Source organism: Streptomyces sp. NPDC037288 (assembly GCF_055603265.1).
Map to the genome: position 1 here is coordinate 129,804 of NZ_JBVJVY010000016.1, position 15,017 is coordinate 144,820.

The window sequence follows — 15,017 nt, forward strand, 5'->3', positions numbered from 1 at the left end:
GCAGCTGCCGATCCGTGTCGGGGGCGGGTTCAGGCCGTGGCGCGACGGGCGTGGAAGAGGCCCCAGCGCAGCAGTCGGCGGCGGGTGATGTCGGTCCACAGGGGCAGGTTGGCCAGCAGGTCGTCGAGGTAGGCCGGGCTGATGACGCTGCGCAGTTCGGGCGTGCGGCGGCGCACCTCCTCCTCGAGGCGTGCGTAGTGGATGGTGAGGTCCGCGGTGCGGTCCTCGAAGTCGGCTTCCAGGCCGAGTCCGGACAGGCTTTGCAGGTAGAAAGACGGGGTTGCCAGGCTCTGCACGCCGAGACGGGACAGCGCGGGCCGTACGGCCTCGGCTGGAGTGTCCTCGGCCGCCATGATGTCCGAGAAGACCAGTGCTCCGCCCGGTTTGAGCACGCGCACCGCCTCGCGCAGCGCCCCTTTCCGGTCGGTCGCATGGCACAGGACCTCCAGGGACCAGACCACGTCGAAGCGCTCCGCCTCGCAGGGGAGGTGGTTGAGGGAGCCGGTGACAACCTCGATCAGGCCGTCCAGGCCGCGTCGGGTGTTGGCCGCACGGTGGCGCCGGTTGTGCTCCTCGCTGAGGTCCAGGGCCACCACCCGGCAGCCGAAGCGTTCGGCGAGCGCACGGGCTGAACCGCCGTACCCCGAACCGAGGTCGAGCACGGTGGCATCCGGGCCGAGCACGTCCGCGACCCGGTCTGCGGCGTGCTGCACGGTGCGGTGCGAGGCGCTGGCGATCGCCTCGTGCGTGTGGGCGTATACGCCGATGTGGATGTCCTCACCACCCCAGACAGCGTCGTAGAAGGCGTCGACATCGCTGGTCTCGTAGTAGCCGCGGGTCGATTCCTCAAGGTCCGGTGCGCTGCTGTCATCCCTCGTGTGATCGCTCATGACGGCTGCATTCCCTCCATCGACAAGGGCGATTCGCCCCACTTGTGATCAAGGGTGACTGTCCGCGCTGGGGTCGGGCAGGTCGTCCGCCGGCCGGCCGCCTGATCGACGAGCCGTGCGAAGGAGAGGCCACATGGCACCGTGTCTGTTCACCCGCCCCGACGCAGTGGACCCGGCGGCTTGAACGCCGCGGGGCACGGCCCTCGTCCCCCAGGGCACGCTGCCCGTCAGCCCGCGGGACGCCGCGGCTTGGCCTGTCCGACGGCGCCCTCGAGCAGACCCCGGAACAGACACGTTGACCGGCCCGGGCGAGGAGCTGTGATCCAGTAGAGCTTGGCCATGGCGAGTTCGTTGCCTGAAGCGCCTGTTCTGCGAGGAAGGTCGATCTATCGCATATTGGGGGCGGTGACCTTGTTCAGGCCTTCCTCTCCGACGCTGGTGTCCGGGACGAGGTCGCATCCCGGATGGGGACGGGCTCGAAGAGACCGTAACCGGCCATGCGGACATCACGTACGCAAGAGAACTGACCGGCCAAGCGCCCCCTTGCATCACCGCGAAGGAGCGCGGACGGACCCCCGGTTCTCACCAACCGGTAGACCTTCAGCCGGGAGAGCCCTGACACGGCTCCCACACGAGGCCGGCCGGGGACGGCGGGGATCGGATCGTCGGCGTCTTCGGCATGGACATCGGGTCGTCGGAGTCCGGGTGACGTCTGCCCGTCAAGCCCGGCTTCCACGGCTGCTCGAACAACGCCTTCAGCCCCATGCGGCCGCCGCAACCACGCTGAACGGCCGGCAGGGGAAGGACTGAAACCCTCGGAAGTGATGCGCCTGGCGGCGCACGAAGGAGGCTGTATGCCGTTCCAAGACCCGGCCGTACTCGACTGTCCCTTCGACTTCGCCCACGCGTTGGAGTTCGACCCCTCGCTGGCCTTGTTGGCGCAGCGCGGTCCGGTCAGTCGGATCCGATTGCCCTACGGCGAGGCCGAGGCGTGGCTGGTGACCAGCTTCGACGGAGTCCGTCAGGTGACGTGCGATCCGCGATTCAGCCGGGCGGCGATCATCGGACGTGACTATCCGAGGATGACGCCCGAGCCCATCGTGTCACCGGAATCGATCAACGTGACGGACCCGCCGCACGCCACCCGGCTGCGGCACGTGGCGGCCCAGGCGTTCACACGGGAGCGGGTGGCAGACATGCGGCCGGCCGTGGACCGGGTGGTGGCCGGGCTGCTCGCAGCCATGGCCGAGGCGGGGCCCCCCGTGGACCTGGTCGCCCATCTGTCGATCCCGCTCCCTCACGTGACGATCTGCGAGCTGCTCGCCGTCCCTGAGGCCGACCGCGAGCAACTGCGTGCGTGGACCATGCGGCTGCTGGCCACCTCTCCAGACGCTCGTCAGGACGCGGCCGACGCCAAGGCCTGTCTGCGTGCGTACTTCGCCGACATGGTCCCGGCCCGACGGGGCTCCCCAGGCGAGGATCTGCTCAGCGCGATGGCCAATGCCTCCATGCCGTCCGGTGTCGAGCCCCTGAGCGACGACGAGTTGGCGGTCCTGGCCGTGACCCTCATCCTCAGCGGCAACGACACGGCAACCTGCCAGATCAGCAACATCGCCTACCAGTTGCTGATCCGGCCCGAGGAACGGGCCGCGCTCTTGCGCGACCCCGACCGGTTCCCCGGCGCGCTGGAGGAGCTCCTGCGGTTCATCCCCTTCCGCAAGGGCGTGGGCATTCCACGGATCGTGCTGGAGGACGTGGAGGTCGAGGGCACCGCCATGAGCGCCGGCGACTACGTGCACGTGTCCTACCTGGCCGCCAACCGCGACCCGTCGGTGTACTCCGACCCGCACACGCTCGACCTCGAACGGCCGGTACACCCGAACATGACCTTCGGTTGGGGAGGGCACCACTGCCTCGCCGCGCCGCTCGCGCGGGCGGAGCTGGAGAGCGCGGTCACCGGCTTGCTGACCCGCTTCCCCCACCTGCGCCTCGACGTCGCCCCCGAAGACCTCCAATGGGACACCGAGACCATCCGCCGCTTCCCGCTGCGCCTGCCGGTCACCTGGTGAATCCCGGGCGGGCCGGCTACCCCGGCCCGCCCAGCAGTACTCCGCATGGGTGACTCGGCGCCCGACCGCCTGGGCATCCGAGAGCGCCACCTGCCCCCGCACCCCCTGCAGCGCCCACGCGGCGACGTACCGCTGAAGCAGCGTGCCGGCCCCGATGTGCCCGGCGACCCCGGCCGCCAGGGCGTGACTCGCGCCTGTCCGACCGGGAGACGGAACGCTGGTCGAGCCACTGCTCCGACAGCCGGACGGGCCGGCTCGATTCCCCCATGACCGGCGGCTTCACGGGCGACCGCGGTGACTTCCACGGCGAGGACACCTACGCCGGCCGGCAGGGCATCGAGCGGCGGCTCGTCCACCTCACCACCAGGGGAGCGGCGACGTGCCCGCCCCGTCATCGACAGGGTCCCCGGCCGATGGCGCCGCACCCTGCTCCCGCTGGTCCCGATCGCCGTCGGCCTTCCGTCCTCGTCGCGCTCGCCGCGGTGCACCAGCGGGGAGGGCGGGAGCGGGGCTCGCAGTGGTTTGCCAGCACCTTCGGTGCGGTCGCCTCAGCAAGGGCACGTTCGTGCCGGCACAGCAGTGAAAGCGCGGATGCTCCCACGGTCCTAATCTGGAGGAATGGACGGTGGTGGACGACACGTCTGTCCCGACTGCGGACGGTCCCTGAAGGTGGTCGTGCGGCGGCACAAAACCCTGGGTGTCTGGGTGCCGGTGTGGCGGCGGGGGCCGTGTCGCAACCCTGAATGCGGGGCCGTCACCCACACCTCGCATCGGCGGAAGGGCGAGTCGCCTGCGAAGGGAGCGGGCGTTGAACGTCTGGACCCGCCCCAGTGAACCGATCGGTTGCGTCCACGGAAGTGGTGTACTCGGCACGGGACACTGGGCGGGCGCCGAGCGGGTCAGGTGCCGGCTTCGTCGTCCGGGCCGGGGGCGTCGCCGATGGCGACGCGCAGGTCATGCATGCCTTGCAGGATGTCGATGAGGGCTTCTTCCGCGCCGCTCAGAGCGTTTCGGGTTCCTTCCGTGTCGCCGCGCTCCGCGTGCAGCTGGGCCCCGAGCACGTACACCGCTGTCATGACGGCCGCGAAGGCGGCCTCCCGGCCCGGTGGCAGTTCTTCCCCCTCGGGTTCGGAGACCTGCACCGCGGTGCGCTGCAGCCGGTTCGTCAGGATGTTGACCGCCAGACCGGGATCCGCTCCCACCTGTTCCCCCCAGCCGAGCAACGTCTCCAGGACGTCCTCGATCTCCCTTTCCTCGGTCAGATGGGTTGCGGCGGTGATCTCGAGCTCCGTCTTCGCCAGCAGCCTGCCGAGCAGCTGCAGACGGTCCTCTTCCTGCGGTCCCCCGGGCCGTTTCTCCGAGTCTGCCGCCGGCTCAGCCGCCAGAGCGGCCAGTGCTGCGTGGATCTGTTCAGCACTTACCGGGCCCTCGCTACTGGTACTCACGCCTTCAGCTTCACCCAGCGAAGGGGCACCCGCATGCCCGGCGCGTTCGAGTCCCGGGCGAGTTCCACCACCCGGACCAGCGCGTCGGCGGCACCGCGTCGGGCGACGACGGTGCCGCGGGCCGCTGCGGGCGAGGCCACGCAGCGCGCGCAGTGACGGTGACCCACTCCGGTGCGACCAGGCCCGCGGTAGGTCGTTCGGAACGCCGCCACCCGTACCAGGCGATGGCCGAACGGCTGCGGCAGACTCCTGCCGGCCGGATGGACGAGGGGCGGAAGGACCGGCTGCGTATCCCGGTGATCCGTTCGTTCGGCTTCCGTAAGACCGGCAAGCGTCCTGCGTCCTGTCGCGCTCATCCACGCCAGCATGTTCTAGCTCGGACACTGTTGGTGGCACGGCGAAGGCGACTTCGCAAGGCTGCGGCGCCCTGGAACGCGGCTTTGCTTGTCCGGGTGGGTCTCTTGGTCAGGACACGGCGCGGGCGTCTGCTCCCGTACACGTTCCGCCTTTCGGATGACCCCGCACAGACCGTATGCCGCCCCCCTCCCGCACCACGGCCATCGAGCCCGCCTCGGCGCGCACGCCCGGACCCCCGGCCGCCCGGCACGTCCTGCTGCTGTCGGTCGACGGTCTGCACCAGTCCGACCTGGCCTGGTACGTCGTCCGCCACCCGCACTCGGCGCTCGCCCGGCTCGCCGAACGCGGCGAGGAGTACACACACGCGACAACCACCGTCCCCTCCGACTCGTCCTCTGGGGCATACGGCACGGTACGCCGGTGCATGGGGAGACCTCGAAGTCGCAGATCGCGCGGAAGGCGACGCTGCACTCCCGGGCGAAGTGGTTGGCCTCGGCGACAGCCACGACCAGTGCTCACCGAGCCGGCGCGGCGACGGTCGTCGAACCGTGCGCCGGTACTCCCGAACCGGCGCCCTGCGGGTCACGGTGGCGCGCCGCTGCGGCATACTGACGCCTCACCAGTGCAACAAAATGTTTAAGGAGGCGAAGTTGGCAGCCTGTTTCAGGACAGTCACCGAGGTGGGAGAGGCTCATCGTGCCCAAGCGGACGCCCTTGGGCGTGCCTTCCAGGAGGCGATCGCGCCCGCCACCGTCAACTACGACTTCGGTCACATTCGCGACGCCGCGGCCGTGCTTCCCGACAGCGACATCGTCAAGGTGGTCCGTGGTTGGGGGCTCAAGGAGGAGGCGCCGATCCTGGTGATGGCGCTCTCCCTCAAGGAGGCGGTCCGCCAGGCGCTCCCACCCGAGGCGGCGCAGGCGTCGTTCTGGGACACCGTCGAGCGCGACCTCGTAAACGCCTTCACCGATCTCGCGGCGCAGGAAGGCGAGGCGGGACTGGCTTACTACGAGGAGGGGCCGGACCACACGAGCTACTACCGCGATCTGTTCTTCGCCCTCCAAGACGAGGAAGCCGGCGAGTACCTGTACGCCGTCGCCTTCTGCGCCGACGTCACCGTCGGTCTTGGCAAGTCCCGTGTGGGGGCCCTGGGCCTCACCGACACCGCACCGTTCGCGGTCCGGCTCAACGCGATCGTCGTGCGCCAGAAACTCACGAACGTGGCCTGATCCGCCGGGCATCGCCCGCCGCTTCCCCGACCAGTCACGGCCCGCCGTCCCGGGCCGGGAAATGCCGCACTGCTGTACGGCGGTGACAACCGCCTTGCGGGGCCCTGCCGACTTCCTCAGCCGCCTGCAGGCGGCAGGCGGCCAATCGAGCAGCTGATCGCGGCTCCGCTCAGCGTGATCCGTTTGCTTCGCGTCCGGATGGCGACAGTGATGGGTTCAGGCCGTGACCCAAGCCGCGGCTACGAACCGTCCGCGTGGACCGCGTAGACGTACCGCTTGCCGACGTACTCGCTGAGGTTCCAGATGACGGACTCACTGTAGGCCCAGCCGGATGCGCCACTGCTGTGGTAGCTGAGATCCTCGCAGCCGATGGCCAGGTCACAGACGGTGGTCGCGGTCGAGTCGCCGGAGCTGAAGGTGCGCAGCGAACCCTTCGTGGACGGACCTGCGCTCGTCGCGAGGTAGTGCTTGCTGTTGCGCGACACCACTCCTTGAATCTTCTGCTGGGCGACGGTGACGGCTTCGGACGCGGTGAGAGAGGCGACCTGCCGGTCGGTGTAGTCGAGGTTCCAGCGGACCACCTTGGGTATGGTCGTACCGGGGCCCGTGCCGTTGAAGGCGCCGTCTGTGTAGTCGACGGTCCCGGACAGGGAGTACTCGCTCACCACCAGGCTGTCGGGAGTGCTGGCCCGGTCGAGCCCGACCGTGGTGTAGCGCAGGTACGTCCCCGCGTTGTCGTAGGCGTGGCTCTGCGGCAGGACGTACTGGTACCCGTAGCCGTAGTAGGACCCGTCGGTATGCAGGCCGCACACGTCCGTTTGGGCGGTGGCGACCTTGAAGAGGGTGTTCAGGTCGAACACCCTCAACCCCTTGTAGGTGTCGACGACATAGAGCAGGTTGCCGTACCACATGATGCCGCCGGCGTGCTTGTGGATGGGGTTGAAGGAGTACTCCCCGGTGCCGGTCATGACCGGCTCGACCAGAAGGACGTGCCGGTACGTCGGTGTGGTGGCGGTGGTGTAGTCGACGAACGTCAGCCTCAGGCCCTTGTCGAGCGCGTACTCATCGACGCCGTCGCCGTCCGGGTCTGTCTCGAAGTACCAGGAGACCAGGACGACCCTGTTGCTGCCGCCTGCCGGGTAGACCCCGTTGCCGTAGGCGTCGGCGCTGGTCGTGACGCCTTGTGGGATCCAGTAGTCGACCGCCTGGTCTGCGCTGTCCCAGGCGAATCCGGTCGCGAACGCCTCGACGGTGCTGGGGGCGCTCGTGAGGTGGGTGGCACTGCGGTTGGTGTCGGCGATGACGGCCGTCGCGTCCACCTTGGTCAGCCTGGTCGCCAGACCGGCGGCCAGATCGGCGAACTCGCCGTAGCCGTTGGAGGATCGGCTGGTGAGACTGAACTGTCCCGCGTCGATGGTGGCCGCCTCGGCTGCGGTGGCCGTCAGAAGGCTGCCGGCGGCTGCGACGAACGGGGCGGCGGTCAACCCCTTGAGGATCGTTCTCCGTGTCGTACTCATGAGGCGGGAAACTATGCGCACTTGATCGAGCAGCACAACCCCGGCTTGCCTCAGGTTGTTGCGGACGGGTTCCCGTCGGGTGCGCCCTCATCAGCCGGCGCGGCCGTCTGCCGTCCCGGCCGGGGCTGGTAGGCTCCCGCCGCCGATCATGAGCGTGATCATTCGGTGTACGGATGCGGAGTGTGGGGGCCCGTGCGAGCGATTCACATGACTATGGCACTGGTGTGTCTGCTGAGCGGGGCCGCACTCACCGGGTGCGCGGACGGTGACGGCGGTGCGACGAAGTCCGCGGCCGACCTGCTCGACGAGGCCAACGGCACTATGCGCGCACTGCGTTCCGTGACCGTGGAGACCACCAACACCACGGCCCACGGCACGGTGACGACCCGACTCAGCACCGATCTGAAGAACCGATGCAAGGCGAAGACCACCTGGGCCGGGAACGGCAGCCTCGAACAGGTCCGGATCGGTGAGACGGACTACGTCCGCCCGGACGGGACATACCTCGAGAAATGGAGCGGCAGGAAGATCGACGGCCTACGGCTGAAGCAGTGGGTGAAGGAGCCCGCCGACGAGGCGCAGCCGGGCGACGGACTGACGACGTGCACCTGGACGTTCGCCGCGTTCGGCACGGCGAAGAAGGGCGAGACCACTCGCATCGGCGGCCGGGAGGCGGTCGCGCTGCACATCACGGAAAAGGCAGACAAAGAAGGAACGTACACCTTTTACGTGGCCACCGAGGGTAAGCCGTACCTGCTGAGGACCGTCTACAGGGGCGGCGGTAACGTCACCACCACGTCGTTCAGCGCGTTTGACGAGCCGTTCGACGTACGGCCTCCCGCGTCGGCAGGAGTGCTGGACGCAGTGCGTTGAGGGCGTTCGTAAGCCGAAGAGGGGGCCGGCCCCGGCCCCGGCCCGCGCCGCACTGGTGACAGTGCGGCGCGGATGGATGAGGCAGACGGGCTGCGCGCTGTTCACGACAGTTCGCGGACACCGAGTTGCTGCACGAACAGCAGGCTGTCGGCGTTGGCCCAGTACTCGGCGAGCATACCGTCCTTGACCAGCAGGGTGTCGGTGCCGGTGAAGTGGACGCGGTTGCCCACGGCGTCGTCGGACGCGCCCGGGAATCCTCCGGCGTAGGTGCCTTCGGCTGCCCAGCGGACCACCAGGAAGTCGTCAGTGACGATCGGGCCGACCGTGATCTCGAAGCTGAGGTCGCGCAGGAGGGTGTGGATGCCGGTCACCCAGCCGTTCAGGCCCTCGCGGCCGTGCACGGTGTCGTCGCCGGACCCGGTGATGGGGGCAGCGTGCGCGACGAAGTCAGGGGCGATGATCTTGTCGGTCTGGGACAGGTCGTTGTTCCACAGGTCCTTCCACGGCTCGGCGAGCAGGGCGTTGGCGGAAGCGGACATGGCAGTTCTCCTTCGTGGTGATGGGCTTCTTGCAGGACATGCGGCGCGCGGTCCCTGCCGTTCGCCACGGGCTGCGGGGTGCCGCGACTGGCTGCGGCTTCAGGTGCGCCCTCGTGGCAGTGTTCGCCCGCGCCCTCGGCGTCGGTGAGCAGGATGTGCCGGTAGGGGCAGGTCCCTCTTCCAGCACCGAGTCGTACCCGCCGGGGTGGATCAGCGACGGGCGCGGTCCGTCTTCGGGGCTCCTGGCGGAGTTGCCGCCGACTCGGCTGCTGCGGTGGGTGGGAGCCCGGGCCGTCGCTGTGGGGGATCAGCGGCGGCCCGGGCGGCTTGGTCGGGTCAGGCAGGCAGTTCGGAGTCGGGGATCCAGTGGCCGTGAATGCCGGCGGGCACCCTGCGGGGGAGTTCGACGGCGGCCACGGTGCTCAGGTCGCTCGCGTCCAGGACGAGCAGCTCCGAGGCGTCGGCCTTGAGGTCGCTGACGATGGTGAGCAGGTAGCCGTCGTCCTCGGCGGTCCCGCCCTCGGCGGGCGCGAAGACGGCCTCGCCGGGCATCCGGCCCTCGCCGTGCGCGAGCAGCTTCTGCTGGCCGGACTGTGTGTCGAACTTGACGGTGTGGTAGCCCGACAGGCCGGCGCCGGGGAAGGCGATGGCGTAGCTGTAGCGGTAGGCCGAACCGGTGTGGGCGTCGTTGATCGACGGGAACTCGGTGGCCAGGTCGTTGAGGGACTCAGGGGTGACCTTGCCCGTGGCCGGGTCCATGATCCACCGGTAGAAGGTCGAGCCGGCGTCCGGGCTGGTGCCGTAGCCGGGAGCGCCGACCCACCACTTCCACGAACTCTCCCAGGCGGAACGGTCGAAGCACGGTGCTTCGAGGACGATCCGGCCCTGCGCGTCGGTGTAGGCGTTGGCGACGTGCAACAGTGCTGCCTGGTCGGCCACTTCGAACCAGGTGGTCCTGCCCCCGGCGCGCGGCATCACGCCGATGCGCAGCGGGACGTCGTCGTGCCAGCGGTAGGGGATGCCGGACTGCTCGGCGTGGTCGAAGACCACCGGCGAGTTGATGAAAACGACGTGCTCGCGGGTGATGGCGAAGTCGTGCATGAGCGAGGGGCCGGAGCCGTCGACGACGTCCGCCCTGACGATGTCGCCGGAGGCGTCGGCCACGTAGTAGGTCAGATACGGCGGGAAGGGACTGTAGCTGAAGAAGTGCAGCTCGCCGGTCTCCGGGTCCTCTTTGGGGTGAGCGGTCATCGCGCTGGCGAGCTTGCCGCCGAAGTCGTAGACGCCGATCGTGTCGAGGTCGGCGCTGACCTCCCAGGGCAGGTTGGCCTCCTGTAGGGCCAGGTAGCGGCCTCCATGGAAGATGATGTTGGTGGCGGCGGCGCTGACTTCGAGTTCGGTTCCGGTGAAGGGCACGCCGTCCAGGTAGGGGGTGCGCACCCAGCGGTTGCGGTACCACTCGGCCCGGCCCTCCTTGAGGCGCACGCCGTGGACCATGCCCTCGCCGCGGAACCAGTGGGTGGGGGTGATGCCCGGCTTGGGATTGTGACCGTTGCGGAAGTAGCGGCCGTTCAGCTCGGGCGGGAGGGTGCCGCGCACTTTCAGGTCGCGGCCGGTGATCTCGTCGGTGACGGGGGAGAAGTGGCCACTGATGTACGGCTTGTCCAGGGTCATGGTCATGCCTTTCGCGTCGAGAGAGCCGAGATGAGCAAGGTCAGGGCGGCGCAGGCCAGGAAGGCCGCGCCGGAGGAGGGGAGCAGGGCCAGGAAGGACAGGCCGATGGCTCCGCCGATCTGCCGGGTGGCGTTGACCAGCCCGCCGGCCAGGCCGTTGTCGGCGGCCGGGACGCCCGTGGAGGACATCGCGGTGAGCCGGACGAAGGCCACCCCCAGCCCGATGCCGATGAGGAGCGTCGGGCCGAGCAGGTCCACAGGGAAGGTGCCGTCGGCCGGGGTTCGGGACAGCCAGGCCAGTCCGGCCGCGAGGACCAGCAGGCCCACGGGGAGCACATGTCGGCCGGAGGCTTTGCCGGTGGCCCACGACGAGAGGGTGATCACGAGGGCGAGGGGAAGCTGGGTCAGCCCGGCCTCCAAGGGCGAGTAGCCAAGGGTGCGTTGCTGGTAGAGGGGCAGGAAGTAGAACAGGCCGAGCCAGACCGCGCCCAGCAGGGCCATCAGCACGTTGGGCACCGCCACCACGCTCATGCGCGTCGGCAGCAGCGGGTCGGCGGCACGGCGCTGGAGCACCACGAACAGGCCGAGCAGCGCCAGACCGATTACCGCCAGTGGCCAAGGGCCCGACAGGCCGTAGGTGAGTGCGACCAGCCCCGCCGTCACCGTCACCGCCCCCGGCGCGTCCAGGCTTCCGCCGCGCGGCCGGTCGGCCCCGACAAGCAGCCGGGTGGCCACCAGGACGGCCAAGGCGAAGGGCACCATCACGACGAACACCGCACGCCAGCCGTACAGGCTGGTGAGCAGCCCGCTCAGCAGCACGCCCGCCGCCCCGCCGGCACCGGAGACCGCGCCCCACACTCCGAGGGCGGTGCCACGCCGCTCCCTGTCGGGGTACATCGTCAGCACGAGGGCCAGCGCCGTGGGCGCCAGCAGCGCGGCGCCGATTCCCTGCACTGCCCTGCAGGCGATCAGCGTGATCGCCGTGGGCGCCAGCGCCGCGCCCAGGGAGGAGAGTGCGAACAGGCCGACGCCGAGCAGAAACACGCGGCGAAGGCCGTATACGTCGCCTGCGCGCCCACCCGGCAGCAACAACGCGCCGAAGACCAGTACGTAGGCGTTGACCGTCCACGCCTGGCCCGTGTCCGACAGATCGAGCCCGGCCCGGATCTGGGGGAGGGCGACGTTCACGATCGAAGTGCTCAGCACGACCAGGAACTGGGCCGTGGCCAGAACCGCCAGCGATGTCCAGCCGGTGGCGGTCGGTTGCTCTGCGGTGCGGGTCATGGCTCGACACTCGCAGCGGGCACCCGCCGCTCGCGTCGGTAGTTATTGCCTATACGACTCCTTGCGGGACGGCTTCCGGGCCACCGGGGCTCTGTTCTGGATTCCCCTGCGGCGCACAACCGCATAGGTTTTCGAACATGCCCGAGACACACACGGATGAGCTGATCGGTCGTCAAGACGAGATACGGCAGCTCGACGCCCTACTCCAGGCGGCACGGGAGAGCCGGGGCGGCGCCCTGGTCCTGCGCGGTGAGCCGGGCATCGGCAAGAGCGCGCTGCTGCGTCACCTGGACGAGGCCGCGACCGGATTCCTTGTCATGCAGGCGTCCGGTGCGGAGTTCGAGACGGAGCTGCCGTTCGCCGCACTGCACCAGTTGCTCGGCCCCGTCGCCGAACGGCTGACGGCACTTCCTGCGCCGCACCGCAAGGCGCTGGAGATCGCTTTCGGCCTCGACACCGGCAGACCCGATCCGTTCCTGGTCGGCGTCGCGTCGCTGGGCCTCCTGGTGGAGACAGTGCGGGAACGTCCGCTCCTGTGCGTCGTCGACGACGCACAGTGGCTGGACCAGGCGTCAGCCAAGGCGCTGGCGTTCCTGGCCCGCCGGGTCTCGGCCGAGCCGATCGCCCTCGTGTTCGCGGCGCGCGAGCCGAGCCGCCTGCCTGAGCTGGACGAGTTGCCCGGCCGCTGGCTTCAGGGTCTTGGCGAATCGGATGCCCGCGCGCTGCTGGCCGCGGCGGTCCGCGCCCCGCTGGACGAGCGGGTGCGCGACCGCATCCTGGCCGAGGCGCGTGGCAACCCCCTCGCGCTGGTGGAGCTTCCCAGGACCGCCGGACTCGGCGGGATGGCGGGCGGATTCGCCCAACCCGACTCGGTACCCGGCGTGATCGAGCAGAGCTTCCGGTCCCGGCTGGAACTCCTGCCGCCGGCGGCCCGACTGCTGGTGACCGTCGCCGCCGCCGACCCGATCGGCGACCCCGGCCTGCTGTGGCGTGCGGCCGAACTCCTGGGCATCGACGCGGCTGTCGCCGCGGAGTCTGCCCCCCTGGTCGAGTTCGGCACCCGGATCCGATTCAGCCACCCCCTCGCCCGCTCGGCCGCCTACCACGCCGCGACGCCGGAGGAGCGGCGCAGGGCACACGAGGCGCTGGCCGCCGCGACCGACCCGGTCGCCGACCCCGACCGGCGGGCCTGGCATCGAGCCCAGGCCAGTGCCGGCCCGGACGAGCAGGTCGCCGCCGAACTCGAAGCCTCCGCCACCCGCGCCCGGGAACGTGGCGGTGTCGCGGCGGCGGCGGCCTTCCTCGAACGCTCGGCCGCGCTCACGATCAGCCCCGTCCAACGCGCCGAGCGGGTCCTCGCCGCGGTCCACAACAAGCTCTCGGTGGGCGACTTCGACACGGCGGCCGAACTGCTCACCACCGTCCGGACCGACGATCCGAGCCAGGCCGCCAGGGCCGACCTGCTGCGCGGCAGGCTGTCGTTCGTCCGCCGCCGGGGAGACGAAGCCCCCACGGAGCACCTCCTGTGTGCCGCCGCCCGGCTGGCGGCCACCGACCCCGCCTGGTCACGGGAGTGCTATCTGGAGGCCATCGAGATGGGCGTCCTGCTCGGCGGCCTCGACCACGTGGTGGACGCCGTCAGGAAGGCCCCGCCGTCGGGTGAGCCGGTGTCCGGCACGGCGGCGGTCCTGACCGGTCTCACCAGCCTCGTCGGTGACGGGCATCGGGTCGCGGGGGAGATCCTGAGGCCGGTCGTCGGCGACGCCGGCCACGAGGTGTGGGCCAGGCGGCCGTCACTGGGCTTCATGGTGGCCGCCGAGCTGTGGAACCGCGACACCATGTACGGCATCGCCACCCGTGCCGTCGCGGCCGGCCGAGAGTCGGGCTCTTTCCACGCGCTGCCCATCGGACTGGCCATGCAGGCCACCGTGACCGTGCACACCGGCGACTTCGGTGCCGCGACGGAGCTGATCTCCGAGGAGGAGGCGATCGCCGACGCCACAGGCGCGGCGCCGTTGGTCTATCCGCGCCTCCACCTGGCCGCGCTGCGCGGACGGCGCGAGGAGGCCGTCGAACTGTTCGCGTCGGTGGACCACCGGATGAGCCTCAGCGTGCAGTGGGCGACGGCCGTACTCGGCAATGGCCTCGCCGACTACCCGGCCGCGCTGAAGGCGGCAAAGCAAGCGGTCGAGTACGGCGCCCTCGGCACGTCGAGCCTTGCCCTGCCCGAGCTGGTCGAGGCGGCCGTGCGATGCGGCGAGACCGAGGTCGCCGCCGCGGCCCTCGCCTCCCTCCAAGAACGCACGCGGGCGGGCCGGCAGGCATGGGGCCTCGGGGTCGAGGCCTATGCGCGAGCCCTGGTGACCCAGGACGAGTCCGCCTACCAGGAGGCGATCGGTCTGCTCGACGACGGCGCACTGGTCGTCTACCGCGCGCGGGCGCAGTTGCTGTACGGGGAGTGGCTGCGCCGCCAGGGCCGACGGCGTGACGCCCGGTCCGCACTGCGGCCGGCGCACGAGTCGCTGTCCGACCTCGGCGTGGAGGCGTTCGCCGAGCGCGCCGCCGGCGAGTTGCGCGCCACGGGGGAGCAGGCCCGCAGCCGCACATCGAAGGCGTCGGACCAGCTGACGATGCAGGAGGTGCACATCGCACGCCTGGTCGCCGACGGCGCCACATCCAAGGAGGTGGCGGCGAAGCTCTTCCTCAGTCCTCGGACGGTCGACGCGCATCTGCGCAACATCTTCCGCAAGCTCGGGCTCACCTCACGCAGACAACTGCGAGACCTGCCCGACATTCGTTAGCCGCATGGTGGTGGCCGCGGCCTCGGGCCCGTTCATCGACTCCACGGGGCCGGGCCAGCTCAACCCGTACTTGGCCCGGTAGGCACCGGAGACGCGCCGGACGAGCTCGGGGTCATCCACCGGCCGGAGGGTGACGGACACCCGGACCCCGGCCACCTCCACCTCCGTGTCCGCATGCCGCAGGACCCGGCGGTACCAGGCACTGCGCCGGCCGAAAGCCGAGCGGACATACGCCTCGCCGTTGAGCACCACCACCCAGACCGTCCTGGGTGACCACCGGCCGTCCGCATGCCGTACCCACAAAGCGATCTCCGTGCGATCCGTATAAGCGTCCATGGAC

The 15,017-nt window shown here is 70.1% G+C and carries 12 protein-coding genes; 4 read left to right on the plus strand and 8 right to left on the minus strand.

The annotated features are described in order from the left end of the window. Positions 1 to 29 precede the first annotated feature (29 nt). Complete coding sequence (locus tag ACZ7GZ_RS20070) at positions 30 to 890, minus strand: SAM-dependent methyltransferase (protein ID WP_471025848.1); 861 nt, start codon at positions 888 to 890, stop codon at positions 30 to 32. A gap of 854 nt (positions 891 to 1,744) precedes the next feature. On the opposite strand from ACZ7GZ_RS20070, the gene ACZ7GZ_RS20075 reads away from it, so the two are divergent. Beyond that, on the plus strand, positions 1,745 to 2,959 hold the full coding sequence (locus tag ACZ7GZ_RS20075; protein ID WP_471025851.1) for a cytochrome P450: 1,215 nt from the start codon (positions 1,745 to 1,747) through the stop codon (positions 2,957 to 2,959). An 899-nt stretch (positions 2,960 to 3,858) separates the two neighbouring features. Here the strand turns inward: ACZ7GZ_RS20075 and ACZ7GZ_RS20080 are convergent. Then, positions 3,859 to 4,404 carry a hypothetical protein gene (locus tag ACZ7GZ_RS20080; protein WP_471025853.1) on the minus strand — a complete coding sequence of 182 codons (546 nt, stop codon included), beginning with the start codon at positions 4,402 to 4,404 and terminating at the stop codon, positions 3,859 to 3,861. After that, positions 4,401 to 4,544 (minus strand): hypothetical protein, encoded by a 144-nt coding sequence (locus ACZ7GZ_RS20085; RefSeq protein WP_471025856.1) that lies wholly within the window; start codon positions 4,542 to 4,544, stop codon positions 4,401 to 4,403. Before ACZ7GZ_RS20085 ends, ACZ7GZ_RS20080 begins: the two co-directional genes overlap by 4 nt. A gap of 699 nt (positions 4,545 to 5,243) precedes the next feature. On the opposite strand from ACZ7GZ_RS20085, the gene ACZ7GZ_RS20090 reads away from it, so the two are divergent. After that, positions 5,244 to 5,990 carry a Type-2Aa cytolytic delta-endotoxin gene (locus ACZ7GZ_RS20090; protein WP_471025858.1) on the plus strand — a complete coding sequence of 249 codons (747 nt, stop codon included), beginning with the start codon at positions 5,244 to 5,246 and terminating at the stop codon, positions 5,988 to 5,990. A 239-nt stretch (positions 5,991 to 6,229) separates the two neighbouring features. Here ACZ7GZ_RS20090 and ACZ7GZ_RS20095 read toward each other — a convergent pair whose 3' ends face one another. Continuing rightward, positions 6,230 to 7,507, minus strand: coding sequence for a hypothetical protein (locus tag ACZ7GZ_RS20095; protein ID WP_471025860.1), 1,278 nt, complete (start codon positions 7,505 to 7,507; stop codon positions 6,230 to 6,232). Between the two features lie 207 nt (positions 7,508 to 7,714). On the opposite strand from ACZ7GZ_RS20095, the gene ACZ7GZ_RS20100 reads away from it, so the two are divergent. Continuing rightward, a complete protein-coding gene (locus ACZ7GZ_RS20100) occupies positions 7,715 to 8,380 on the plus strand; it encodes a hypothetical protein (RefSeq protein ID WP_471025862.1) in 666 nt (221 codons plus the stop codon). Positions 8,381 to 8,481: 101 nt separating this feature from the next. Here ACZ7GZ_RS20100 and ACZ7GZ_RS20105 read toward each other — a convergent pair whose 3' ends face one another. The 3 genes from ACZ7GZ_RS20105 to ACZ7GZ_RS20115 form a co-directional block, all read right to left on the minus strand. Then, positions 8,482 to 8,919, minus strand: a complete 438-nt coding sequence (locus tag ACZ7GZ_RS20105; protein WP_471025863.1) for an ester cyclase — start codon at positions 8,917 to 8,919, stop codon at positions 8,482 to 8,484. 336 nt (positions 8,920 to 9,255) lie between these two features. After that, positions 9,256 to 10,599 carry a carotenoid oxygenase family protein gene (locus ACZ7GZ_RS20110; protein WP_471025866.1) on the minus strand — a complete coding sequence of 448 codons (1,344 nt, stop codon included), beginning with the start codon at positions 10,597 to 10,599 and terminating at the stop codon, positions 9,256 to 9,258. Next, positions 10,596 to 11,876, minus strand: coding sequence for an MFS transporter (locus ACZ7GZ_RS20115; RefSeq protein WP_471025867.1), 1,281 nt, complete (start codon positions 11,874 to 11,876; stop codon positions 10,596 to 10,598). Before ACZ7GZ_RS20115 ends, ACZ7GZ_RS20110 begins: the two co-directional genes overlap by 4 nt. Positions 11,877 to 12,013: 137 nt before the next feature. Here ACZ7GZ_RS20115 and ACZ7GZ_RS20120 point away from each other — a divergent pair, with 137 nt between their 5' ends. Further along, entirely contained in the window at positions 12,014 to 14,677 is a 2,664-nt protein-coding gene (locus tag ACZ7GZ_RS20120; protein WP_471025869.1) for an ATP-binding protein, read from the plus strand. On the opposite strand, the gene ACZ7GZ_RS20125 is transcribed toward ACZ7GZ_RS20120, so the two are convergent. Then, positions 14,639 to 15,013 carry a DUF2255 family protein gene (locus tag ACZ7GZ_RS20125; RefSeq protein WP_471025870.1) on the minus strand — a complete coding sequence of 125 codons (375 nt, stop codon included), beginning with the start codon at positions 15,011 to 15,013 and terminating at the stop codon, positions 14,639 to 14,641. The genes ACZ7GZ_RS20120 and ACZ7GZ_RS20125 overlap by 39 nt on opposite strands. Positions 15,014 to 15,017: the final 4 nt, after the last annotated feature.